The organism is Bdellovibrio bacteriovorus str. Tiberius (assembly GCF_000317895.1).
Lineage (GTDB): Bacteria > Bdellovibrionota > Bdellovibrionia > Bdellovibrionales > Bdellovibrionaceae > Bdellovibrio > Bdellovibrio bacteriovorus_F.
The window spans coordinates 3,339,050-3,361,345 of the sequence record NC_019567.1; the positions used below are offsets into that span (position 1 = coordinate 3,339,050).

Below are 22,296 nucleotides of genomic sequence, written 5' to 3' on the forward strand. Positions count from 1 at the left end.
GCCTTTTTCTATTTCATGATGACGGTGATTTCTTTGCTTTCTGGGACTTGCGAACCTGGGATCGGGAAGACTTCGCTGACAGTGCCCTGCCCTACGAACTTCACCTTCAGATCCTGACCGCTGACTTTGCGAAGAACTTCGCGGGTGGTCAGGTTCATCAGATTTGGAACAGTGTCGTCAGTCTCAATGTTCGTGACTTTGTCCAGTTCGTTCGCGGTCAGCAGCGTTCTTGGAGCTTCAGCTTTTTTGACCACTTTCGGTTCGGAAGCCACTCGGCGGACTTTCGGATTTACTGTGGATTCTTCAGCCAGCTGCAAAGGAGCAATCCCTTCTTTGCGAACCGCATAAGATGCGATTCTTGAGAACACCGGAGCTGCCACCGTCGCCGCATAATAAGATTTGCGCGGGGAATCCACCGCCACATAGATCACAAATTTCGGATCATTGGCTGGAATGAAACCACCGAAGCTGGAGATATATGCGCCACGAAGGTAACCACGGCCATTCGGATTTACTTTTTGGGCAGTTCCTGTTTTACCCGCCACCATGAAGCCATCGACACGGGCATTGCCGCCAGTACCGCCCTTGGTGGTCACACCCAAAAGCATCGCGCGCATTTGTGCGGCTTGCTCCGGGGAAAGAATGCGGCGAATGGGTTTTGGCTGAACTTCAACCAGCTCGCCCGTTTCAGCATCACGCATACTTTGTACAATGTACGGAGTATTCAAAACTCCACCGTTGGCAATCGCCGCAAAAGCATTGGCAATCTGCAAAGGTGTCGTGGAAATCCCGTGACCGAAAGAGATATTGGAAAGCAAGTGCTGTCTCCAAGGAAGCCCCTGCACCATACCGCGGGCTTCACCCGGCAGATCCACACCCAAGCGCTGACCAAATCCGAAATCAAGCAAGCCCTGGCGCAAACGCTCCTGGCCCATCTTGAAAGCAATCTTGGTCGTACCGACGTTGGAAGACACAGCCAGAATCTCGGAAACAGTCAGGTCCTCGAACTTCTCTCTGGTTTCGGCTTCTTTGATGATGCGGTCGCCAACTTTAAAACTGCCTTTTTCACAATAGAACTTTGTATTGGGCTGGATCAGACCGTCACGCAAAGCTGCGGCGATCACAAAAGCCTTCATCGTGGAACCCGGTTCAAACGCATCGGTCACAATTTTATTACGACGATATTCTGATGGAGCCTTGGCCGCTTTGTTCACGTCAAAAGTGGGAGCAGAAGCCAGGGCAAGAACTTTGGAAGTCTTCGCATCCAGAATCACACCCACTGCATGGTCGGCTTCGAACTGGGAAACCGCATTGGCAAGTTCGCTTTCAAGGCGGTACTGCAAATCGGAATCCACGGTCAGCTTCAGCTCCGTCCCTTCCGGGTTTTCAATGAACATCAAACCATCATTGATCAGCGGACGGCCGCGGGCATCGCGCTTGACCAGAACTTTCTTTTTATTCCCGGTCAAAGCCTGATTGTAACCCAGTTCAAGACCTTCAAGCCCCTGACCTTCACTGCCCAGGAAACCCAGGGTTTGCGCCAGCAGGGTTTCGTTCGGATAAACGCGGCGCCACTCTTCAACGAATGAAAGACCACGGATGTCCCAGGATTTGATTTCGTCGGCTTTATCCTGTTCCAGCATACGCTGAATCCAAACGAAGCGGCGGTTGCCGTCTTTGATTTTCGCATAAACGGATTCAGGCGACTGATTTAGAACTTTCGCCAGCTTCCGGGCCACCTGTTTGCGGTTTTCCAGAAGTTTCGGATCGGCATACAGCGAATAAGCCGCAGCGGACATAGCCAGGTCACGGCCATTGCTGTCAACAATCGCCCCACGGCGTGCTGGCAAAGACACCTTGGTTTGGAACTGACGGTTTTGCAAAGCATTCAAACGGTCGTTGGGAAGAAATTGAAGATAGGCGGCGCGCATCGCCAAAGCGGACCACAACACCAGAATTCCGACGAAGATGACAACAATACGTGATTTCAACTTACAGATCCTTTTTTGCGATGCCTTTTTCAGCCACAGTATTCATCTCGGAAGCCAACGGGCCCGTCAGATGAATGATCTGATTGGCCTGAACTTTTTTAAGCGTGAATTTTTGCTGTGCCACGGAATCCAAAAGCTGGGGACGCGTGACTTTTGCCAAAGAGATTTCCTTGGTGCGTTTTTCTTCCCAGACTTTTTTGTGTTCGCGGGTCAGCTTTAGAACGCTGTAACCCATACGGCGCTCTTCCATCTGCAGGAACACGATTGAAAACAAAGTAAAGATGACAATAAGAATACTGAAGAAAGGTTTAAGCTGCTTAAAGTTTTGTGAGCTCATCCTGAGCACTCCTCTCGAATATTCTCAGCTTCGCAGAGCGGGAGCGAGAATTTCTGTCACACTCTTCCTGAGTGGGAACAATTACTTTCTTAGTCACCGTGCGGCCCAGATCCTCGGACTCACGGAAAATATTTTTTACGATACGATCTTCCAGAGAGTGGAAAGAGATCACCGCCAGTCGCCCGCCGGGATTCAGCGCGCGAATCATTTTCGGAATCGCCTCTGCCACCACTTCCAGTTCGGAATTCACCGCCAGTCGCAAAGCCATGAAATACTTCGTAGCCGGGTGATGGCCTTTGACCTGCCAACCGTCCACGCGTTCAATCAGCCCTGCCAGGGCACCTGTTGTCTGGAATGCTTTGGTTTTGCGGTCATTGACGATCGCACGTACGACTCGGGAAGGGCGATAGACCTCGCCGTATTCCTTGAAGATTCGAATGAGCTCATCCTCAGAAGCCGTATTAATAAGCACCTCAGCTGTCAGTCCCTGCTGCTGGTTCATTCTCATGTCCAGGGGGCCGTCGTTATAAAAACTAAAGCCTCGTTCTCCCTGGTCCAATTGCGGAGAACTCACACCTAGATCTAAGAGCATCATATCAAAGTTATTTAGATTGTGTTCTGAAAACTGCGTGAAATTACCATGGATTACGTTTAACTGGCCCTTCTCGACTTCAGTCTGGAAGCGGCTTTGCGCGTAGGCAATCGCAGTCAGATCTTGGTCCATGACCGTGGCTTTCATCTGGGGGTACGCATACTTCATGGCCATGTAGTGACCGCCCCGGCCAAAAGTCCCGTCGAAGTAATGCAGCTCTTTCTTTTCACGCAGTGGATAGAATGCTCCCAGCACTTCTTGCAGCAAAACCGGATAGTGTTCAGGAGAAAATTCAAACGGAAGCTCGACCTTAGGCGGGATCACTTCTTCCTGACGTTCAATTCTTTCACCTGATTGGGGTTTGTACTTCTTCATGGGGGCCGCGCTTTCACTATAGTTTTCGGGCTATTAGATGATTCAAGGTATGAATTATTCTATTGAGCGTCAAGTCGCTTTGCCTTAACCTGTTTTTAAGGCTTCTTCGTATTGAAAAGGATTTCGATGCTTATCAACTGCCCCCGCTGTGGTTTTCAACAACCTAAAGACAAGTACTGCGCGCAGTGTGGCGTTGATATGGAGAGCTTTAAACCGGCGACTCCTCCAGCCTGGAAACGTTTTTTCGGAAATCCTTTAATTCAATTGTCTTTGGTGGTTGTTGTTGCTGGCGGTGTCGGCATCACTCTTTACAAAAAGGGCCAGCAAAACCTGGAGCGCCGGGTGAGCTATCTGAAATCCACGGTGCAAATCAATTCCGCAGGCGGCCCGGTTGACGTGCCCCCGACAGAAGACAGCGCCAACTTTGCCAATCAAGACACACAAGAGTCGACCCAATCTTCCGAAGCTGCTGACGGGACCATCGACGCTTACAAAGTGGATCCATCCCCTGCCACCGCGACGGCTGTGGCGGCCGCCGCGGCACCAGAACTGACTGATCGCACGGGCCGCGCAGTGGCCAAAGCCGGAGCCCATCTGATTGTCTACTACACGGAAGTTTCCCGCGGACGCCTGAATGCCATCTTTGGTGCCAGCCGATCCACCGGGCAGTTTATGAATTTCAACGAGTACTCGGCAGGTATTCTGCCGGACTTTGAGAAGAACGTGATGAACCGCCCGGACATCAAGATCCTGCACAAGGAGGACCGTCCTCTGACCGCCTCCAGAACTTTGCAGTGGTCTTACACCTTGAAAGACCGCAGAAATCCAGCCATTGAAATCGGCCTGACCACGTTCTTTGAACTGAATGACTTTGATAACAACAACCTGCGCGGCAACCTTGAGATCCAAAGAAACTGGCGTGAGCCGGCTCCGGGTGGCGGGTTTGAACTGCAGCGCAAATCTTTCCCGGCGATTTTTGAAATCGGCGGCGAGACTGGTTTCTTCATGTCGGGCGTGATGCCTCCGATGTCCAACATGGGCCCGGAAGAAGACCAGCTGATGAACTTTGAAATCTACAAGATCCTGCGCTCCCCCCAGTTCCGTTCCGGCGAGAGCGACTTTGTGATCTTTGTTGAGTTCGAAAAAGGCAACTGATTCACCAAAGGCAGCAGCATGGCATTTCAACAGGAGCTGAGTCACCACTATGGGCCTCAGGTACACATCATTGACAGCCCTTTCCTTAACGGTCTTTTAGCCAAGCTCTGCCACCCCGACACTTATCAGCCTGAAATCAACCGCATCGTGGAAGTGCTTTACACCCACATGATTTCCATCACAATCAACAATGAATTCGCGATGGAAAAGTTCGAGCAGGAAACCCGCATGACGGCCATGCATCCGGATAAAAAGCTGTCTGGCCATCGCATCAACCCCGGGCAGAAAGCCGTCAGCGTGAACCTGGCCCGTGCCGGAACTTATCCCAGCCACATCTGTTACAACTTTCTGCACTTTTCTTTGCCTGGGAAAAACGTCCGTCAGGACCATATCTTTGCCGCCCGGGTGACAAACAGCAAAGACGCAGTGACCGGAGCCGAATTCGGCGGCATGAAGATCGGGGGCGATGTCAAAGACGCTCATGTCATCTTCCCAGACCCCATGGGGGCCACCGGCAACACCATGGTGACCGCTATCGACCACTACAAGACCCACATTGAAGGTCCTGCCCGCAAGTTTATAGCCCTTAACCTGATTGTGACGCCCGAGTATTTGAAGAATGTACTGGCTGCACACCCAGAGGTCGTAATCTATGCCTTAAGACTTGACCGGGGACTGTCCCCTCAGGCAGTTTTAGATGCAACTCCCGGACAATTTTGGGACCAGGAACGCGGCCTGAACGAAAAGCAATACATCGTTCCCGGCGGCGGCGGCTTCGGCGAAATCATGAACAACTCCTTCGTGTAGTTGGAGAAAGGGCGACCATGACAAATCTTTCCTTGAAACCTTACCTTACTGAAGAGCAAATCCAGCAAAAAGTGAAAGAGATTGGGGCCACCCTTTCCAAGAAATTCAAAAACGAAAAGGTCGTTGCGATCTGCGTTTTGAAGGGCTCTTTCATGTTCTATTCTGATTTGGTTCGTAACATCGAAGCAGATATCACTTGTGAATTCTTCGGCGTGGCTTCTTACCACGGCGGCACTTCTTCTTCCGGCGAAGTGAAAGTGACTTTGGATCTTGCCGGTCCGGTTGAAAACTGCCACGTGATCCTGGTGGAAGACATCGTGGACACAGGTCTGACCATGAACTATCTGAAAAACGCCATCCAGTCCCGCAAACCAAAATCTTTGACGACGGTTGCGTTGCTGGAAAAACCGGATGCATTGAAAGTGAAATGTGACATCGATCACGTGGGCTTCAAAATCGCCAACGAATTCGTTGTTGGTTACGGTCTGGACTATCAGGGTTACTACCGAAATCTTCCTTACATCGCGCAAGTTCAAAACTTCCAGTAAGCAAGACAACTGCACAAATAAAAAAGGAGCCCGCAAGGCTCCTTTTTTCGTTTCAGGATCTGTTGCTGTTTAGAACTTGCAGTTCATTTCAGCCAGGACTTTTTCCTTAAAGATCGTCTTCACTGAATCCAGAGCGTAACCCAAAGAAATATCCTTCAGATCCGGCGACACTTTCAACATCAACACCTGATAGTCCTGACCTTCTGGCCCCATTGCCGGCAGCTTCTCTTTTTTCGTCAGCACACCATCACGATAAGTGATGCTTAAACCCGGGCGCGCCACCAGCACGCCTTCTTTCAAGGGCAACTGAGCGGCAGCAATTCGGATGGAATCCTGAATGCCGGTTTCTTTATCTGAACGCAAAGAAACGACCACGGCACCTTTGCCGTCTTTTTGTTTTTCCACGAAATAATCACAAGAAGTCGCATCTGTGTTCAACAGATTGGAAAATCCAAGGACCTCTTTCGTGGATTTGGAAACTTCCGTCGCAGCGAAAGTCACGGTCCCAAAAAACAGAATAACGGCGCTAATGGCAAAGATGTGCTTTTTCATAGGGCGCAGTATAGGCGTGCTTAAAGCCCCTTTAAAGAGGCAATAAACGGCCCTTCCGAAACCCCGAAGAGCCTTTTAATTTCATGCATTTAGCCACCATGAAAAAGCTGCCTGTCAAAACTTCACACAGGCTTTTTCAAAGCTTTTAGCGCATCAAAATGCCGACACCGAAAAGTACGTATAAAAGCGACGACCCGTAGTTGATCCACTTCATCGAAATCTTCTGTGTGAGCTTTTCCCCAAACACCACTGCCAAACCATCAGCAAACATCATCCCCGCAGTCGTGCCCAAAGTGACCAGCACGATGTTCTGATACTTGGCCGCCAACGCCACGGTGCTAAGCTGGGTTTTGTCACCGATCTCGGCGAAGAAAAACAACACGGTCGTAGTCCAGAATGCACCCCATTTCATGTTGTCAGTGTTCGAGTCATCTTTGTCCGGGATCAGTATCCACAGGGCAAAACCGAAGAAGGTCAAAGCCAGCGCCCAGTTCAGCCACTGATCAGGGACGGTGGCTGCGATCCATTCCCCGGCCCAGGCGGCCAAGGCGTGATTTAGAACGGTGGCGGTAAAGATCCCGGCCATCACATGCCATGGTTTTTTGAACTTTGATGCCAAAACCAGCGCTAACAACTGAGTTTTGTCGCCCATTTCTGTGGCGGCCACCAGTAAGAATGAATTGATGATTGCTTCCATTTGCCCTCTATACGGTTATGACCGTGGGGCTGCTTCAAAAAGAAAACGAGACCACACGGTGCTTTGTTAAAAACACTCGTGTCAGTCTCGTCAACGAAAGGACTTTTGGGGTCCTTGGGCATTTAAACCGGAGTTCATCACTCAGTATGTCGGTTTAAATCAAATCTTGGGAAAGATTGCGACTACTCCCTAACTACCCGGCCAACTTACGAAGGGGGGAAATGAAAGTCAAAAGAAAATTCCCCGCAACTTGATGTTGCGTATGACATTCTACACCTTGGCGAACCGGGCTGAATTCTCTATAACTGGGGGGATGAAGACTTCGATAAAAACACAATTAATCCGCTCGCTTGTCGCGGCCCTGACCGCCCTGGGACTTTTGGCTTTTCTGCTTTGGTATACTCAGCGTCCGCCGACAATGGGTGGTGACTTTAAATTAAATCACAACGGACAGGCGTGGCAGTTTTCGGAAAACGCGAAAAAGCTGAATCTTCTTTATGTTGGTTACGCAAAATGCCCGGACGTGTGCCCGATGGCGCTGAGCTATTCTGCTCAAGCTTTCAAACAACTGACTGAAAAAGAACGTGAAAATGTTCAACTGATCTTTATCAGCGTGGATGCCGAAAACGACACCGCAGAATCGGTGTCTGTTTACGCTCACCAATTCAATCCGGAATTTATCGGCCTGACCGGCACCACCGCTGAAATCGATGCGGCGATCAAACCGTTTGGCGCCAGCTACATCGTGGAAAAAGATCCGAAGTCCTATCTGGGCTATTCGATCTCGCACACGGACCGCGTATTTGTTTTGAATAAAAAAGGCATTGTCGTCGACAGCATCCAAAGCCCGCGCTCTGCCGATGAAATTACAACCAAAATCAAGGAGAACCTATGAAAGCCATCGTACTGGCAGCTCTGACAGTGGCGCTAAGCCCTGTTGCGTTTGCCGCGAAATCTGCCCCGGTCACTATTTCTGACGCCCGCATCTTTGCGCCAATCAAAGGCACCAATGCGACAGCAGGCTATGGCGTGATCACGAACACGACCGACAAGGAAGTGACTGTCACGGTTGAAAAGATCGAGCCCTTCAAAGCAGTTGAAATGCACGAAACCGTGGAAAAAGACGGTCGCATGTCCATGCAGAAAGTGGAAAAGCTGACCATCCCGGCGAAAAAGTCCGCGGAACTAAAACCCGGCGGCAACCACATCATGCTGTTTGACCCAACCCGCGAAGTCAAAGCTGACGAGACACTGAAAGTGTCTTTGAAAGTAAACGGCAAGGTTGAATCCTTCGACTTCAAAGTCATCCCGCGCGTGGAAACCAAGAAAGAAGAACATCACCACCATCACTAGTCCCAGCAGTGATTGAAATAGAAAAAGGCGGAGCATTCACTCCGCCTTTTTTCGTTTTTGACCTCGACGTTGGGACTAAACTAATTCAAATTAACTTAACAATCTAAAGTATGTTTATTATTCATCCGAACTAAGTGGCCGGAGGAATAATGCCAGCACGCCACTTTATATTTACCAGTATCTTCATCTTCTCCTCACCCCTACTTGCGCAAGAGCCACAAACTACTGAGGTGACAAGTGAACCTGTTGCAATTTCGGAAGTAAAAGAAGTGACCCCACAGGCAACGGTTCCAGCAGTACATGCCGAACCTATTGCCCCTCCCGCTCCGGTGAATCCGGCGCCAGCCCCTGCTCCAACTGTCGACCCAAAAGTCGAAGTCATGCAAAAACAGATCGAGGAAATGCAGAAGCAACTTCAAACTCTTTCAACTCAAAAAAATGCGCCACAAACAGCACAACCAGTCTCCCCTATTCCAACGAAGCCTTCCACTCCCTCTAACAACGAAAAAGGAAGTCATGAGGTTCCGCTATTAGGTTCTGAGACCGATTTTTCTAATCTACGAAAACGTGAATTCTCTCTTGGCTGGCTATACAACAGTACCAATTCTGAAACAGATTTTTCTCAAGGCGGCGCAAGCGGCAGCGGCGAATCAAGGAAAGTAGAGATTCAAATCGAGTTCGCGAGGAACTTTACCCGATACGAAATCGGTACTTTTCTTACTAATTCCTATCGCGAAGTAGAGGATGAAAATTTAACCACAACTGTATTCGGGGCACTCGTGCGATTTAACTTTATCGAGAATATGCCGGGCAATAACTTCGTACCTTACTTTGCAGGCTACCTTGTCCTTGCCGGGCAGGAGTATAACAGTGCTGTCTCTGACGAATATGAAATTTCCGGTAATGGACTGGGTGCCGCCCTTGGCTTTAACTGGTTCCCGTTCGGTGAAATTTTCGCCCTCAACGCAGAACTCCGCCGACTTAGCGGTGACCTAGACAACAACGCCTCACCAAAACTAAAAGTTGAAGAGGAGCAAACCACCGTAAATGTCGGCTGGCGAATCTACTTCTAACGAAAATCCAATTTAGAATAGAAAAGGCGGAGCATTCACTCCGCCTTTTTTGTTTTGAATCCTCCGAACATCTGAAAACCAAATCAAGGGGCGTTCAAAAAGGTTCAGATGCGAGGCGGAGGGCCTTGTCTGAAACGCAGGCGTACTCCAAGTACGCCGGAGAGAAAGATAAGGCCCGACAACGAAGCAGATGGGCCTTTTTCAACGGCCCGCCTCTAGCGCAGGTCAAAGAGCAGGAATTCGGTTTCCTTGAGGGCTTTGATTTTCAGGTTTTCTTCTTCCACCACCAGGGCATCCCCAGATTTCAGAATTTGGCCATTCACTTCCAGTTCGCCGTCGGCCAATTGCAGCCAAGCTCCCCGTTTGGAACGCAAAGCGAATTCCTGTTCATACCCTTCGGTAAATACCGACGCATACAGATCCGCATCCTGGTTGATCTTCTGACTGCCCTCACGACCATCTTTGGAAACGATCAGCTTGAACTGATTCAGTTTCTGCTCGCGGGTGAAGGACTGCTGGGTGTAACCCGGAGTCGCTCCAACCACGTCAGGCAGGATCCAGATCTGGAACAGTTGAAGGTCTTCGGTCTCGGACGGATTGTATTCGCTGTGGCGCATGCCGGTTCCGGCGTGCATCGTTTGAATTTCTCCGGCCTTGATCTGACCGACGTTGCCCAGACTGTCCCGGTGCTCCACAGCGCCTTTCAATACGTAAGTGATGATCTCCATATCACGGTGCGGATGCGCTGGGAATCCGGAGGATTTTGCAATCCAGTCCTGATTGATCACACGCAAGTCCCGGTAACCCATGAACTTTGGATCGTAGTAGTCGGCGAAAGAAAATGTGTGCATGGATTTCAGCCAGCCACCGAACTCTGCATAGCCTCTTTCCTCGGATTTGCGTTGATACATCATAATGACCTCCCACTTGAAATGGAGACTTGGTTGTTGGTTGTCTGCTCTAGCTTCGGCAGGAACTCCATTTCTTCGTAAATAATATTACACAACTAGACGATCTAAAAAAATTATAATTTTTTGATTAACATGATCTAAATTTTTGATATACTTTTTGAGATATGACACTGGATCAACTGCAAGTACTTCAAACCATAGTTAAATCGGGAAGCTTCCGGGCTGCTTCCCAGGAACTGCATCGCGCGCAAAGCGCGGTCAGCTATGCCATGCGCACCCTTGAAGGTGAGCTGGGCTTTAAAATCTTCAGCCGTGACCAGTACCGCCCGACATTGACCCCGCAGGGTCGCGCTTTCTTAAAGAAAGCCGATGACCTGATCCTTCAGTTCGATGAACTGGGGGAAACTGCAGAATTATTGAAAAGAGGACATGAACCGATCATCCGTCTGGCCGTCAGCGCTCTGTGGCCCCTCCCGAATTTGGTCAGTGCGCTGAAGGAATTCTCCTCCCGCTTCCCCCAGACGGAGATCAAAATTATCCACGATGTTCTGAGTGCCGATGAACATTTGCTGGAGGATCATGCCGACATTTCCCTGGGCACGATTTTCAACGATAAAGGGCTTCTCATCACTGAGGAGCTTTTCACTGTGAACATGGTGATGGTCTGCTCTGCCAAGCATCCGCTGGCGAAGCTGAAAAAAGCCACCACCGAGGATCTGAAGAGATATCCTCAGATTGTTCTTTCCAGCACGGTGAAAAGCTCCAACCGCTCCGGAGGAGTTGTGAATCCCGCCAACACCATCAGCGTTCAGGATCTGCAGACGAAGAAGGCCTTCTTAGAGGGCGGCTTGGGTTACGGACGCATGCCTGATTTCGCAGTTAAAGAGGAAATCAAGCAAAAATCCCTCGTGACACTGGGATTAAAACCCATTCCCCTGCACGCCGCTATTGGTCGACATGCTTCCAAGGAGCTTGGCCCCTGCGGCAAATTCATCTGGGACTATTTTTCACGTGGACAAGGCAAGAAGCTAAAATAGAATGTTCAGCGACAAAGGGACCATAACTTTCCCACAGTACGGTACCCGCAAGGAGGCAGAATGAAGCAGTATCACGATCTCATTAAAACAGTTCTAGAACATGGCGTGAAAAAAGAGGACCGCACAGGGACCGGCACCATTTCCATGTTCGGTTATCAGATGCGCTACAATCTGCAAGAGGGCTTCCCTCTTCTGACCACAAAAAAACTGCACACGCGTTCCATCTTTCATGAGCTTTTGTGGTTCCTGAAAGGCGAAACCAACATCAAGTATCTTCACGACAACAAAGTGACGATCTGGGACGAATGGGCTGATGAAAACGGCAACCTGGGCCCGGTGTACGGAAAACAATGGCGCTCCTGGGAAACCGCTGATGGTCGCACGATCGATCAGATCACCAACGTGGTTGAACAAATCAAAAAAAATCCGAACTCCCGCCGCATGCTGGTCGTGGCGTTCAATCCTGGTGATGTTGACAAGATGGCTTTGCCGCCTTGCCACGCCTTCTTCCAGTTCTATGTGGCGAACGGAAAACTTTCCTGCCAGCTGTATCAGCGCAGTGCTGATATCTTCCTGGGTGTGCCATTTAATATCGCCAGTTATGCTTTGCTGACTCATATGATCGCACAAGTGTGCAACCTTGAAGTGGGTGACTTTGTCCACACGCTGGGTGATGCGCATCTTTATCTGAATCACCTTGAACAGACGAACCTGCAGCTGACCCGCGAATTCCGCCCCCTGCCGCAGTTGAAACTAAACCCGGCGAAAAAGGATCTGTTCGACTTCACATACGAAGATATCGAAATCATCGGCTACGATCCGCACCCGGCAATCAAGGCTGAGGTGGCAGTATGATTTTGACTCATGTGGTGGCTTGTTCGCAGAACCGTGTTATCGGTGCCCAAGGGGGCCTTCCCTGGAATCTGCCCGAGGACATGAAATTCTTCCGCGACACCACCAAGGGTCACATCATGATCATGGGGCGCAAGACGTTTGATTCTTTCAACGGCCGCGCCCTTCCCAACCGATACCACATCGTGGTGACACGCGATCCTTCCAAACAAAGTTTCAATTCCACCGAATCAAGTCCCGTGGTTTTTGTTTCTTCCATCGAAGAAGCAGTGAAACACGCAGAACCTTTGACCGAGAAATGGGGCGACGAAGTTTTCATTATTGGCGGCGGCGAGATCTACAAACAGGCGATGCCGATCACTGACAAAATCTATCTGACCCTGATCCATCGCGAGTTTCCGGGGGACACTTATTACCCTGAAATTGACCAAAAGGTGTTCACTCAAACCCAGCGACGTGACATCGAAACGCCTATTCCTTTTTCGTTTCTGACTTACTTGCGCAAGTAGGGTCCAGAATCAAGTCCCATGTTGAGACTGATTCAATTTGGACTCTACCAATGCGATATTTTTTCCGAGAATAGAGTTAAGACGCTAATCCCGGAGTGCCTTATGAGTTCTTCCAAGACTGCGAAACGATTCAGAACCAAAGAGATGGCTTCGGTCGAAGTGTACGGCCACATAGGCATTCTGGTGGCCAAGCTTCGCAACATCTCGCAGACCGGCGCCTTTCTGGAAGTCTCGCAAGGAGACTATGTCCCGCAAAAAGGGGACCTTCTAAACCTTACAGTCAAGTTAGACACTGTCGATCGTACGCACAACGTGGCGGCCGAAGTGATATGGAGCAAAGGACTGGGCCTGGGCATTTGCTTTATCAACAAGGATCAAATCCTTGAAAGAATGATGGCCAAAGCCGGAGCCTTCTAATAAGATCTCTGCATCATGCAGATTCAAAACTCTCACGATCTCAGCTCTTCCAACACCCTTCAATTGCGCTCTTATGCAGAACGCTTTGTTGAGCTGTACACACCTGCAGATCTGTCCACCCTGCTGATGAATCCTGACCTGAAAAAGCTGTCTTGGAAAATCCTGGGTGGCGGCAGCAATCTGGTTCTGCCTTCACAGATCGAAGGCCTGGTGCTGAAGGTCTCGAACCTTGGTCGCAAACTGATTCACGAAGATCCGGATTACTGGTTCGTCAAAGCCCAGGCCGGAGAAGTCTGGAATGACTTTGTTCAATGGACCCTGGAAGAAGGCTATTGGGGCCTTGAAAACCTTTCCTTGATTCCTGGCACCGTGGGCGCAGCCCCGATTCAAAACATCGGTGCTTACGGCGTAGAGGTTAAAGACACCCTGTGGGAAGTCCATGCCCTGGATTTGCAAACTGGTGAACCAAAAGTTTTCAGCAATAAAGAATGTCATTTCTCTTACCGCGACAGTTACTTCAAACAAGAAAGTGCTGGCCGCTACCTTATCTGGGATGTGACTTTCCGTCTGCCCAAGAAAAACACTTTGCACCTGGAATACGGCGACATCCGCAAAGAAGTTGAGCGCAACAACTGGCCTCAGGATCCTCGTCACGTGGCACAAGCCGTGATCAACATTCGTCAAAGCAAACTGCCGGATCCCAAAGTCATCGGCAACGCGGGAAGCTTCTTTAAAAACCCTATCGTCAGCAAAGAGCTGCGCGATGGCCTGCTTTCAAAACACAACGACCTTGTCAGCTTCCCTTTCGAGGACCGCTTTAAGCTTGCAGCCGGCTGGCTGATTGATCGCGCGGGCTGGAAGGGCAAGAAGCTGGGCCCCGTGGGCATGTATGAAAAGCAAGCGCTGGTGCTGGTGAATCACGGCGGCGCCACCGCAGACGACGTTTGGAAGCTGGCTCGTCAGGTGTCTTCGGACGTTCACAGCCAATTCGGCGTGGAAATCGAAGCCGAACCCATCCGCTGGTAGATCCCTCTATTTACAATTTAGGTCCACTGAATAAATCTTATTCATCTGAAAGACGCCGATACGCGTTCCTTTGAGTTTCAGAGGTGGAACAGCTTTCGCATTCTAATCAGCCGGAACAAATCAAAACTAAACCGAAAGGAAGTTACATGAAAAAGCTGGTAATGACTGCCTTGCTATTGGTCTCTGGTATCGCGAATGCAAAAAGCCTTTATGTTATCAAAAGCATTGATTACGACGTCACACGCTCGCAAAAAGCAGGCGAAGTGGTCTTCTGCGGCAACCTGGACAGCGAACGCAGCCTGGTTACAGGATGTGTGAATTTGAATCTGATGGAAGACTATCAAGTGCAAGCTGCCGACGACGGCTCCATCGTTCTTACAGAAAAGTCCTCTTCCAAATCCATCATGGTAGGCAATGTCGTGGGTGGAAACTTTATCATGGATGGCTTGGATAAGGGCTATCTGGCAGCCGCAGAATCCAACGGCCGCCTTCGCGTGAACGTACTGGTGCGCAACTCTGTCATCTTCAACGATTCTTTTGGTTGTTCCAGCATCACAGATTGCAGTTGGAATGTGTTGCGTGAAAAAAGAAACTTGTCCCTGGAAGTAAGCCTGGACGGTCAGCGTTTGGAAAAAATCAAACTGAACTAGGCCCTGTTAAATATACAAGCTTGCCCAAAAGGCCCCTCTTCACGATGGGCCTTTTTTATTGCGCTAAACAGGACCTAAGTCGGTCCTCCCCTACCAAAGCCTTGTACCCTAACACAAAAACCTCTCACAATATGGTATCTGAGTTCTGCCTCAGACACCCAAGGAGGGGTTATGAAAAAGACCACCATGTGGATGGCTGCTGTTGCCATTTCTGCTATCAGCTTTTTGCCGCTGCAAAACGCACAATCCGTAGATACCACTCAATATTGGATGAAGGTTCGCGCTGAAGACAAATTCCAGCGAAGCCTGGTTGCCAATACCGGCGCTTCCATCGAAGCGACTCGTGAAGACTACGTGATCGCGGTCGGCAGCCTGGAAGAAAAAAACGCCGTCGAAAAACTGGGACTGCTTGAAGTCAGCTTCCCGATGACCGACTCCATGGACTTCCCGGCGAAAGATGCCGCTTTCCATAACTATGCGGAAATGACCGACAAACTTAGAACTCTGACTTCCCAACACACCGACATTTCCCAGATGAACTCCATCGGAAAGTCACTTGAAGGGCGTGACATCTGGGCGATTCGTATTTCCGGTGACCTTGCCAATGCTGACACTTTTCCCGCGGCGATCTTTATGGGTGGTCACCACGCGCGTGAACATCTGTCTATCGAGCTGCCTCTTTATTATGTCGAATACCTGCTGACCGAATATTCCAAAGGCAATCCGCGTATTCAGCGTCTGGTGAATGCGCGCGATCTGCACTTCATCCCGATGGTCAACCCGGACGGTGCTGAATTTGATATTTCCACCGGCAGCTACAAATCCTGGAGAAAAAACCGCAGACAAAACAGCAACGGAACTTATGGTGTGGATCTGAACCGCAACTATGGCTACGGCTGGGGTGGCGGTGGCGCCAGCACAAGTCCAAGCAGTGACACGTTCCGCGGACCCTCGGCATTCAGTGAACCTGAAACCCAGGCGATCAAACGCTATGTGGAATCTCACGAAAACATCACAAGCCTGCTTTCGTTCCACACGTTCTCGCAGTTGATCTTGTATCCTTGGGGCCACCAGTACGAAGGCATTTCCAACACTCGTGACAAACAAGTTCACGAAGTGATGGCAAAAAAGATGGCTGAATGGAATGGTTACCAGCCACAGCAGTCTTCCGGTCTTTACATCGCCAGCGGGGACACCACAGACTGGTCCTACGGTGAACACAAGATTATTTCTTTCACCTTCGAACTTGATCCGGCCAACAGCGGCTGGGGTTCTGGCGGATTCTATCCGGGCGCGCAGATCATCCCGGAAGTGCAAAGAAAGAATCTGGAGCCGGTGCTTTACATGATCGAGTACGCTGACAATCCTTATCGCGTGCTTGATGGCAACGGACCAATCTTCAAACCCTAGTTTATCGAATCAAAATTAACTCTGAAAAAGGCGGCGCAAGTCGCCTTTTTTATTGTCGTTCGACATTGAATTTTTGAAATTTACTTAGCGAAGGTCCAAAAAAAACAATTGGACTGTCAGAAAAGACCGGACCGACTTCATGCTTGGTGTATGCCAAAGATCAGCTATCAAATCATTCCGCTTCATCATGTGTGCGATACTCAAAAAGAACTTCTGAACGAAGTTTACGGACTGTGGGAGGACACCTTCGGGCGCGTCCTGAACCGCGCCGGAGTTGAACTGGATCACGACGATTTCTTCCGTTGTCATGCAGCGGGAGTACTGCTGTATAAAAACGAAATTGTCGGATTCAATCTGTTCACCACTTTCGATCTGAATCTGCGTGCGCATCAGAATCACAACTATTTCAAAGAACTTGATCCGCAATTCGTAAAATCAGTCACCAAACAGGGCAACAAAATCATGACCATGGAATATTTCACGCTGGCCCCGTTGTGGCGCAAGCAGTCCCAGGAAATCCCCTGGGGTGAGATTCTGACGGGCCTGGGTTTGTTCTATATGGATCAGTCCCCGGCGGACTTTGTCGTCGGAACCCCGCGGGTGGATTTGAAAGTCGATACCATGTGCGAACGCCTGGGGGCCACAATCCAGGGGCACGTCGAAAAAATGAACTACAAGTGCGCCATTGCCGTGTTTGAGAAAAAAGTTGAGCGAAGCTTTGAAAACCCGCTGACTCACCACTGGGTGCGCAGGCTGTGGGACAAATACACTCACCACAAAGCTGAAAAGCATGCCAAACAAGGGCAGCAGACCGTCGTTGTCGCGCCGGAAAGCTCCGCCTCACCGCCTCCATTTGAGCTGACCCTTGCCGAGGCGGCCGCCTAAGACTACACTCTAGGCCATTCCCATACCCGGAGGTATTGAAATGGCCTATCACGTTCACAGCGACAAACCATATTTTGACCTGATCATCGGAGACAAAACCTTTTCATCCTGGTCCATGCGTGCGTGGCTGGTGGCTGTACAATCCGGTTTGCCATTCCGTGAAATCAACATCACTTTGGATCAGCCAAAAACAGCAGAACAGATCGCAAAGTTTTCTCCATCCGGTAAAGTGCCGGCTTTGAAACAAGGCAAAATTATCCTGTGGGATTCTTTGGCGATTGCCGAATACCTGAATGAACTTTCTCCGGAAGCGAAATTGTGGCCTGAAGACATCGGCGCCCGCGCACTGGCCCGCACCTATGCGGCGGAAGTGCATTCCGGTTTTGCCTCCCTGCGCTCGCAACTGAGCATGGATCTGAAACACACCGAAGAAGTCCGTCACCTGACCCCGGGAACCATCGCGGACATCAACCGCATCCTGGAAATGTGGACCAACGCTTTGAAAGTCAGCGAAGGGCCTTACCTGTTTGGTGACTTCAGCATTGCCGATGCGTTCTTTGCCCCGATTGTCTTCCGCTTCCTGTCTTACAAAATTCAGATCAAAGACAAGATGGCCAAAGCCTATATGAAGAACATCCAGGATCACCATGGCGTGCAATTCTGGGTCGAAGAAGCGATGAAAGAGAAAACTCCCCGTAAAGTCTTTTGACAGTCGGGAAAAGCTTTCACTAAGCCCCGACAACCCCTTTACATATAGACACGAAAAGGTGAACTTCTGATCCCATGAAGTTCACCTTTTTTTCTTTCCTGCTCGTTCTTTTCACCAGCTCCCAAGCCCTGGCTGAGCGCGCGATCGTGATGATGAACGACACCAAGGCATTTGAGCGAACGCTGAACACGCGTGGCACCTGGTCCCAGATCATTCCGGGAAAAATTGAAAAAAGTCTTCCGCAATTAAACACCTTTATCGTGGACACCAACACCCCTGCTGAACTGGAACAACTGAAGTTGTCCCCCGGTGTTGCCTACGTCGAAAAAGAATACTTCCATCCAGCCCCACCGGTTGTCAGTTCTGGAGTGGAGCTTGTTAACACCGACGTCGTCAAACCCGGCGTCCCGTGGGGCCTGAAGGCCGTGAAGGCTCCGCAAGCCTGGGCGCTTTCCAACAAGGGTGAAGGCGTGCGCGTGCTGGTTTTGGATAGCGGCATGAACGCCAGCCATCCCTCACTTGCACCGAACTTTGAAAAAGGTCGTAACTTTACCGGCGATGGCGATGTGACGGATTTCTCGGATCGCACCGGGCATGGCACCCACGTGGGGGGTACTATTGCGGCGGCCGATGACGGTGAAGGTTTTTCTGGCGTGGCGCCAAAGGCGACTCTATTGGCGGGTAAAGTCTGTCAGGATGGCGGCTGTTCAAATGTGGCCATCGTGGCGGCGATCTCTTGGGGTATTGATCAGGGGGTGGATGTGATGAATCTGTCCCTGGGAAGCTCGGGCAGCGGGTCCCCCGCGGAACAAGCAGCCCTGCTTCGTGCAGACCAGGCTGGCATCAGTGTCGTGGCCGCCACGGGCAATTATGGAGTGAATGAAGTGCTGTTCCCCGCCTCGGCGTCGACTGTGATTGGTGTTGGTGCGGTGGACAGGAATTTGAGTCATGCGGTGTTTTCCCAGTACGGACCGGAAGTTGCCGTGGTGGCTCCGGGCGTGCAGATTGTTTCAACTATTCCACTGGGTTCGGGTCGCTCCAGCACGCTGAAAATTTCCAATTCCAGTTTGCAGGAAACCAGCACCGCCTATCACCTGCGCGGCACCGCCACACCCTTTGAGGATCTGACCCGCACGGTGGTGGATTGTGGATCCGGCCTGCCGTCGAATTTTGCGGGCAAGGACGTCAAAGACAAACACGTTCTGATCACCATGGGTGCAGCCCCGATAGAGGATCTGATCCGCAATGCCATGCGTGCAGGGGCCAACAGCGTAATCGTGGTGAACAATGCCGCGGGCGTCATCGACACCCGGTTGTTCGATCGCGACAATGTGCTGTTCGCGGTGGGCATGTTTGTCGATGCAAAACTGGGGGCAAAGATCCGTGCCACTATAAAAGATCAGCCAGAAACACAGATCACTCTGAACACCGTCCCGACCAGTTACAAAGAAACATTCGGCACCTCTATGGCCAGCCCCCATGTGGCGGGCGTGGTGGCTTTGGTGAAAGCTGCCAATAAAGACATTAAACCTTCTCAGATGAAGGCTTTGATCATGAAGACGGCTTCTCCTATCACCCCGAACCCAGACAACCGTTTTGGCAAAGGCCTGGTCAATGCCGAAGCCGCCGTTAAAGCTGCCCTAAGTTCCCAATAGTGTCGGCTGTCAAATTATGAGACAGTCATTTGATTTCAGACGGCTCTTATTTGCATATAAAACTGGCCGGAACCTTGCTGATTAGGACGCCAGTGCTTATTGGAGTGCGAACATGATGAAGCTCTTGTTGGTTGTTGCTGTGATTATTGGATTGGGTGCTTTCCGTGCGGAAGCCGCCCCGCTTTGCCATGTGGCGAAGTCCACAAAGCTTGCGATGGATCAGCGCGATGATCTGCGCCTGAAATGTCTGAAGCAGAAAAAGAATCAAATCAACGTAACTCAGTGTCTGGCTGTGGCTGGCACCATGGAGTATTCCACCAACGCTGAAGACGCCCGCCTGGTTTGTCTGTATGACCTTCGCCAACAGCCAAATCTGAAAGAATGCCACGCAATCTCCAAGCTGATGGAGTTCCCGGACTCGGGCGACGAAGCTCGCTGGGAATGCCTGCGCAAGTTCAACCGCACGATCTCTAAAAAACAATGCCAGAAGCTGGCGAAGTCCATGAGCTATCCAGCCAATGAAGAGCGCGCACAAGTTTATTGCGAGCAGGAGCTGCAGTAGTATTGTCCGGTTTTATAGGCAGTCCTAGGCAACATCAGAGACCCGGTCTAACATGAATGTATGACAAGACTTGCTGGCGACTCCAATATCAGGAGTCCTCAGCTATGAATAAAACCTCGTATTTTTCTTCATTATTTATTTACAAACATTACAGAATTGCAAAAAACCAGACTTGCCCCCGCGTCCAGTCAACCCTATTCTGTCCTCATGGAACTAGGTCCTCAGAAAGGGTTTTCCGTGAACATGATGTCATCTGAAGAAAAAACGAAGAAAACTAAGATTATTGTAAAGGCTCCCACACAAGAACGTTCTCGCCAGACAGTAGCAACAATCCTTGATGCCTGCTCCCGCCTCTTGGTCAGTGAAGGTTTCTATTCAATCACGACCGATAAAATTGCCAAAGAAGCCGGCGTTAGCATCGGTTCTTTGTATCAGTTCTTTGGTAACAAAGAGTCTGTGGTTCAGGCGGTTGTGAAAAACATCCTTGAAGAAGACAAACGCATCTTCAGCGAGAAAATGCGCGCCATTTCCCCATTGGCACCTGAACAACGCGTGAAGGGCATGATTGAACTGGCTGTTGAAACCACTCGTCGCAACTCGGAACTTCGCTCTAAACTGACCACCATTCAGTACTATGTTGCCGAAGCTGCATATATGTCCGAGACAATCCGTTTCTTCCAGGAAGTTGTCCGCTACAACCTTCCGCAGATCCCGGGCCGCGACATGGAAAAGGTTTCTTACATCATGGTGAATGCCTTCATCGGCCTGACCAACACCATGGCTATCGACAACCCGACTGCGATCCACGATGCAGCCGTGGTTGAAGAGATCTACCAGCTGTTCCACAAATTCCTGGATCTGGGCGCATCTGCGACAGCTCCAGCTATGAACCGCAGCAAAGGTGATTTCATCTAAGCTGTTTGCACAAATGAAAATAAAAAAGGGAGCTTTCAAAGCTCCCTTTTTTTATTCCCAATTTTCAGTCTCGGTCTCTATTTTCTTTTGTCTTCCATCGCCACCATGCGGTCACGGCGGGCCAGGGTGATCAAAGCGACATTGTATTTGTCCTTTGGTACCGCGATCACCGTTTTAGCTGGGATCGGGTGACCCTTGCGGGCCTTGAAAGTCAGGTGCGGATTGAACACCTGGGCTTTGCGATCATCGCCATCAAACCAAGCAACGATTTCTTTGTACTTCACAGACACCGGCAATTTCAAATCCTGGGAATCCAAAGGCTTGGACCAAACCACAGAACCGAAATACTTACCTGCGTTCTTTTCAACTTCCAATGCCGCCAGGAAGCTTGCATAGAAGTTACGGGATGCGAAACCGAAGGTCTTGCTGGATTTCACATCCGTCACCAGTTCACCCAGTTCGCGGGTGCCGTACTTTTCAGTCAGCTTGCGCACGCCCGTAGGACCGTGATTGTAACCCGTCACCGCCAGTGGCCAGGAATTCAGCATGGAATAGTTCTGACGAAGAAGTTTCGCCGCCAGCTTTGTCGCTTCCATCGGATGGTTGCGGTTGTCCACGGTCGCAGAAATCATTTTATAAGGCTTTGCCGTGTAAGGCATGATCTGCCAAAGACCGCTTGCACCCACTTTGGAACGAGCCATGATATTGAAAGAACTTTCAACAAACGCCAGACGCGTCAGTTCCACCGGAACTTTGGCATCGCGGAAGATCTTTTCCATGTCTTCGATATAACGACCGGAATAGAAGATTGCATCCTGCATGCGGTCTTTTTGACCCAGCTGGAAACGCAGACGCTCTTTGGCTTCCGGCGACGTCAGTTTTAAAGCGATTTCTTTTTTAACTTCATCGACACGATTTTGCTTCGCACGCTCAGTCGTCAGGCCCGTCAGATCAACGATCTCGTAAACCTTCTCAACATTTTCAGAATCGTGAATCACACCCTGATTGGTGGAATATTTAGTATAGATATCAATCCAGAACTGAACTTGCTTGTCCATGCCCTTCGGGATGGAGAAAGCGGTCTCATTGTATCCCAGGGACGCCGTTTGATCTGCGAACACCGGAGCACGCCAAGGACGGCTTTCTTCCGGGCTTCTTCCCAGCACCTGCGGCACCACTTGCTCAGCGATATTCCCCTGCGCCATCGCAACAGGAGCTCCAAGCATCAAAACGTATAGAACTGAGACACTGAGTTTCATCATGGGAGGTCCACCTTCC

The 22,296-nt window shown here is 50.3% G+C and carries 25 protein-coding genes; 18 read left to right on the plus strand and 7 right to left on the minus strand.

Features of this window, described 5'->3' with window-relative positions; genetic code table 11:
- Window positions 1-8: 8 nt before the first annotated feature.
- The 3 genes from BDT_RS15760 to rsmH are packed head-to-tail and all read right to left on the minus strand — an operon-like array spanning window position 9 to window position 3,295.
- Window positions 9-1,991, minus strand: a complete 1,983-nt coding sequence (locus tag BDT_RS15760; RefSeq protein WP_015092234.1) for a penicillin-binding transpeptidase domain-containing protein — start codon at window positions 1,989-1,991, stop codon at window positions 9-11.
- Window position 1,992: 1 nt separating this feature from the next.
- Complete coding sequence (locus BDT_RS15765) at window positions 1,993-2,328, minus strand: hypothetical protein (RefSeq protein WP_015092235.1); 336 nt, start codon at window positions 2,326-2,328, stop codon at window positions 1,993-1,995.
- On the minus strand, window positions 2,309-3,295 hold the full coding sequence (gene rsmH / locus BDT_RS15770) for a 16S rRNA (cytosine(1402)-N(4))-methyltransferase RsmH (RefSeq protein ID WP_015092236.1): 987 nt from the start codon (window positions 3,293-3,295) through the stop codon (window positions 2,309-2,311). Before rsmH ends, BDT_RS15765 begins: the two co-directional genes overlap by 20 nt.
- Before the next feature lie 198 nt (window positions 3,296-3,493).
- Here rsmH and BDT_RS15775 point away from each other — a divergent pair, with 198 nt between their 5' ends.
- Genes BDT_RS15775 through hpt form a run of 3 tightly spaced genes read left to right on the plus strand, consistent with a single transcriptional unit; the run spans window position 3,494 to window position 5,805 of the window.
- A complete protein-coding gene (locus BDT_RS15775) occupies window positions 3,494-4,450 on the plus strand; it encodes a hypothetical protein (protein WP_015092237.1) in 957 nt (318 codons plus the stop codon).
- An 18-nt stretch (window positions 4,451-4,468) separates the two neighbouring features.
- Window positions 4,469-5,257 (plus strand): uracil phosphoribosyltransferase, encoded by a 789-nt coding sequence (locus BDT_RS15780; RefSeq protein WP_015092238.1) that lies wholly within the window; start codon window positions 4,469-4,471, stop codon window positions 5,255-5,257.
- Window positions 5,258-5,274: 17 nt separating this feature from the next.
- Entirely contained in the window at window positions 5,275-5,805 is a 531-nt protein-coding gene (gene hpt / locus BDT_RS15785; RefSeq protein WP_015092239.1) for a hypoxanthine phosphoribosyltransferase, read from the plus strand.
- 69 nt (window positions 5,806-5,874) lie between these two features.
- On the opposite strand, the gene BDT_RS15790 is transcribed toward hpt, so the two are convergent.
- On the minus strand, window positions 5,875-6,357 hold the full coding sequence (locus BDT_RS15790) for a hypothetical protein (protein WP_015092240.1): 483 nt from the start codon (window positions 6,355-6,357) through the stop codon (window positions 5,875-5,877).
- Window positions 6,358-6,502: 145 nt separating this feature from the next.
- Window positions 6,503-7,054, minus strand: a complete 552-nt coding sequence (locus BDT_RS15795; RefSeq protein WP_015092241.1) for a TMEM165/GDT1 family protein — start codon at window positions 7,052-7,054, stop codon at window positions 6,503-6,505.
- A gap of 313 nt (window positions 7,055-7,367) precedes the next feature.
- On the opposite strand from BDT_RS15795, the gene BDT_RS15800 reads away from it, so the two are divergent.
- From BDT_RS15800 to BDT_RS15810, 3 genes are all read left to right on the plus strand, one after another.
- Window positions 7,368-7,949 carry an SCO family protein gene (locus BDT_RS15800; RefSeq protein ID WP_015092242.1) on the plus strand — a complete coding sequence of 194 codons (582 nt, stop codon included), beginning with the start codon at window positions 7,368-7,370 and terminating at the stop codon, window positions 7,947-7,949.
- Entirely contained in the window at window positions 7,946-8,407 is a 462-nt protein-coding gene (locus tag BDT_RS15805) for a copper chaperone PCu(A)C (protein WP_015092243.1), read from the plus strand. The genes BDT_RS15800 and BDT_RS15805 overlap by 4 nt, the downstream gene beginning before the upstream one ends.
- Window positions 8,408-8,556: 149 nt before the next feature.
- The gene (locus tag BDT_RS15810) at window positions 8,557-9,480 is read left to right on the plus strand and encodes a hypothetical protein (protein ID WP_015092244.1); all 924 of its coding nucleotides are present in this window, start codon (window positions 8,557-8,559) and stop codon (window positions 9,478-9,480) included.
- Window positions 9,481-9,695: 215 nt separating this feature from the next.
- On the opposite strand, the gene BDT_RS15815 is transcribed toward BDT_RS15810, so the two are convergent.
- The gene (locus BDT_RS15815) at window positions 9,696-10,394 is read right to left on the minus strand and encodes a pirin family protein (protein WP_015092245.1); all 699 of its coding nucleotides are present in this window, start codon (window positions 10,392-10,394) and stop codon (window positions 9,696-9,698) included.
- A gap of 161 nt (window positions 10,395-10,555) precedes the next feature.
- On the opposite strand from BDT_RS15815, the gene BDT_RS15820 reads away from it, so the two are divergent.
- The 12 genes from BDT_RS15820 to BDT_RS15875 all read left to right on the plus strand — a co-directional run bounded on the left by BDT_RS15820 (window position 10,556) and on the right by BDT_RS15875 (window position 21,018).
- Window positions 10,556-11,428, plus strand: coding sequence for a LysR family transcriptional regulator (locus tag BDT_RS15820; protein ID WP_015092246.1), 873 nt, complete (start codon window positions 10,556-10,558; stop codon window positions 11,426-11,428).
- A gap of 60 nt (window positions 11,429-11,488) precedes the next feature.
- Window positions 11,489-12,283, plus strand: a complete 795-nt coding sequence (locus tag BDT_RS15825; RefSeq protein ID WP_015092247.1) for a thymidylate synthase — start codon at window positions 11,489-11,491, stop codon at window positions 12,281-12,283.
- Window positions 12,280-12,789 carry a dihydrofolate reductase gene (locus BDT_RS15830; RefSeq protein WP_015092248.1) on the plus strand — a complete coding sequence of 170 codons (510 nt, stop codon included), beginning with the start codon at window positions 12,280-12,282 and terminating at the stop codon, window positions 12,787-12,789. Before BDT_RS15825 ends, BDT_RS15830 begins: the two co-directional genes overlap by 4 nt.
- Before the next feature lie 102 nt (window positions 12,790-12,891).
- The gene (locus BDT_RS15835) at window positions 12,892-13,206 is read left to right on the plus strand and encodes a PilZ domain-containing protein (protein WP_015092249.1); all 315 of its coding nucleotides are present in this window, start codon (window positions 12,892-12,894) and stop codon (window positions 13,204-13,206) included.
- Window positions 13,207-13,221: 15 nt separating this feature from the next.
- A complete protein-coding gene (gene murB, locus BDT_RS15840) occupies window positions 13,222-14,232 on the plus strand; it encodes a UDP-N-acetylmuramate dehydrogenase (RefSeq protein WP_015092250.1) in 1,011 nt (336 codons plus the stop codon).
- 146 nt (window positions 14,233-14,378) lie between these two features.
- Window positions 14,379-14,882 carry a hypothetical protein gene (locus BDT_RS15845; protein ID WP_148278867.1) on the plus strand — a complete coding sequence of 168 codons (504 nt, stop codon included), beginning with the start codon at window positions 14,379-14,381 and terminating at the stop codon, window positions 14,880-14,882.
- A gap of 171 nt (window positions 14,883-15,053) precedes the next feature.
- Window positions 15,054-16,292 carry a M14 family metallopeptidase gene (locus BDT_RS15850; RefSeq protein ID WP_015092252.1) on the plus strand — a complete coding sequence of 413 codons (1,239 nt, stop codon included), beginning with the start codon at window positions 15,054-15,056 and terminating at the stop codon, window positions 16,290-16,292.
- Between the two features lie 150 nt (window positions 16,293-16,442).
- Entirely contained in the window at window positions 16,443-17,177 is a 735-nt protein-coding gene (locus tag BDT_RS15855) for a hypothetical protein (protein WP_015092253.1), read from the plus strand.
- A gap of 40 nt (window positions 17,178-17,217) precedes the next feature.
- Window positions 17,218-17,886 carry a glutathione S-transferase family protein gene (locus tag BDT_RS15860; RefSeq protein WP_015092254.1) on the plus strand — a complete coding sequence of 223 codons (669 nt, stop codon included), beginning with the start codon at window positions 17,218-17,220 and terminating at the stop codon, window positions 17,884-17,886.
- A gap of 74 nt (window positions 17,887-17,960) precedes the next feature.
- The gene (locus BDT_RS15865) at window positions 17,961-19,541 is read left to right on the plus strand and encodes a S8 family serine peptidase (protein WP_015092255.1); all 1,581 of its coding nucleotides are present in this window, start codon (window positions 17,961-17,963) and stop codon (window positions 19,539-19,541) included.
- A 112-nt stretch (window positions 19,542-19,653) separates the two neighbouring features.
- Entirely contained in the window at window positions 19,654-20,103 is a 450-nt protein-coding gene (locus BDT_RS15870) for a hypothetical protein (RefSeq protein ID WP_015092256.1), read from the plus strand.
- 243 nt (window positions 20,104-20,346) lie between these two features.
- On the plus strand, window positions 20,347-21,018 hold the full coding sequence (locus BDT_RS15875; RefSeq protein ID WP_235046342.1) for a TetR/AcrR family transcriptional regulator: 672 nt from the start codon (window positions 20,347-20,349) through the stop codon (window positions 21,016-21,018).
- 77 nt (window positions 21,019-21,095) lie between these two features.
- Here the strand turns inward: BDT_RS15875 and BDT_RS15880 are convergent, their stop codons facing one another.
- Window positions 21,096-22,280, minus strand: a complete 1,185-nt coding sequence (locus BDT_RS15880; protein ID WP_235046160.1) for a lytic transglycosylase domain-containing protein — start codon at window positions 22,278-22,280, stop codon at window positions 21,096-21,098.
- Window positions 22,281-22,296 lie beyond the last annotated feature (16 nt).

What these genes read in the sequence shown, in the direction of transcription:
- BDT_RS15765 (WP_015092235.1), bottom strand. Translation starts at nt 2,328, where the DNA reads ATGAGCTCACAAAACTTTAAGCAGCTTAAACCTTTCTTCAGTATTCTT.
- rsmH (WP_015092236.1), bottom strand. Translation starts at nt 3,295, where the DNA reads ATGAAGAAGTACAAACCCCAATCAGGTGAAAGAATTGAACGTCAGGAA.
- BDT_RS15775 (WP_015092237.1), top strand. Translation starts at nt 3,494, where the DNA reads ATGGAGAGCTTTAAACCGGCGACTCCTCCAGCCTGGAAACGTTTTTTC.
- BDT_RS15780 (WP_015092238.1), top strand. Translation starts at nt 4,469, where the DNA reads ATGGCATTTCAACAGGAGCTGAGTCACCACTATGGGCCTCAGGTACAC.
- hpt (WP_015092239.1), top strand. Translation starts at nt 5,275, where the DNA reads ATGACAAATCTTTCCTTGAAACCTTACCTTACTGAAGAGCAAATCCAG.
- BDT_RS15790 (WP_015092240.1), bottom strand. Translation starts at nt 6,357, where the DNA reads ATGAAAAAGCACATCTTTGCCATTAGCGCCGTTATTCTGTTTTTTGGG.
- BDT_RS15795 (WP_015092241.1), bottom strand. Translation starts at nt 7,054, where the DNA reads ATGGAAGCAATCATCAATTCATTCTTACTGGTGGCCGCCACAGAAATG.
- BDT_RS15800 (WP_015092242.1), top strand. Translation starts at nt 7,368, where the DNA reads ATGAAGACTTCGATAAAAACACAATTAATCCGCTCGCTTGTCGCGGCC.
- BDT_RS15805 (WP_015092243.1), top strand. Translation starts at nt 7,946, where the DNA reads ATGAAAGCCATCGTACTGGCAGCTCTGACAGTGGCGCTAAGCCCTGTT.
- BDT_RS15810 (WP_015092244.1), top strand. Translation starts at nt 8,557, where the DNA reads ATGCCAGCACGCCACTTTATATTTACCAGTATCTTCATCTTCTCCTCA.
- BDT_RS15815 (WP_015092245.1), bottom strand. Translation starts at nt 10,394, where the DNA reads ATGATGTATCAACGCAAATCCGAGGAAAGAGGCTATGCAGAGTTCGGT.
- BDT_RS15820 (WP_015092246.1), top strand. Translation starts at nt 10,556, where the DNA reads ATGACACTGGATCAACTGCAAGTACTTCAAACCATAGTTAAATCGGGA.
- BDT_RS15825 (WP_015092247.1), top strand. Translation starts at nt 11,489, where the DNA reads ATGAAGCAGTATCACGATCTCATTAAAACAGTTCTAGAACATGGCGTG.
- BDT_RS15830 (WP_015092248.1), top strand. Translation starts at nt 12,280, where the DNA reads ATGATTTTGACTCATGTGGTGGCTTGTTCGCAGAACCGTGTTATCGGT.
- BDT_RS15835 (WP_015092249.1), top strand. Translation starts at nt 12,892, where the DNA reads ATGAGTTCTTCCAAGACTGCGAAACGATTCAGAACCAAAGAGATGGCT.
- murB (WP_015092250.1), top strand. Translation starts at nt 13,222, where the DNA reads ATGCAGATTCAAAACTCTCACGATCTCAGCTCTTCCAACACCCTTCAA.
- BDT_RS15845 (WP_148278867.1), top strand. Translation starts at nt 14,379, where the DNA reads ATGAAAAAGCTGGTAATGACTGCCTTGCTATTGGTCTCTGGTATCGCG.
- BDT_RS15850 (WP_015092252.1), top strand. Translation starts at nt 15,054, where the DNA reads ATGAAAAAGACCACCATGTGGATGGCTGCTGTTGCCATTTCTGCTATC.
- BDT_RS15855 (WP_015092253.1), top strand. Translation starts at nt 16,443, where the DNA reads ATGCCAAAGATCAGCTATCAAATCATTCCGCTTCATCATGTGTGCGAT.
- BDT_RS15860 (WP_015092254.1), top strand. Translation starts at nt 17,218, where the DNA reads ATGGCCTATCACGTTCACAGCGACAAACCATATTTTGACCTGATCATC.
- BDT_RS15865 (WP_015092255.1), top strand. Translation starts at nt 17,961, where the DNA reads ATGAAGTTCACCTTTTTTTCTTTCCTGCTCGTTCTTTTCACCAGCTCC.
- BDT_RS15870 (WP_015092256.1), top strand. Translation starts at nt 19,654, where the DNA reads ATGATGAAGCTCTTGTTGGTTGTTGCTGTGATTATTGGATTGGGTGCT.
- BDT_RS15875 (WP_235046342.1), top strand. Translation starts at nt 20,347, where the DNA reads ATGATGTCATCTGAAGAAAAAACGAAGAAAACTAAGATTATTGTAAAG.
- BDT_RS15880 (WP_235046160.1), bottom strand. Translation starts at nt 22,280, where the DNA reads ATGATGAAACTCAGTGTCTCAGTTCTATACGTTTTGATGCTTGGAGCT.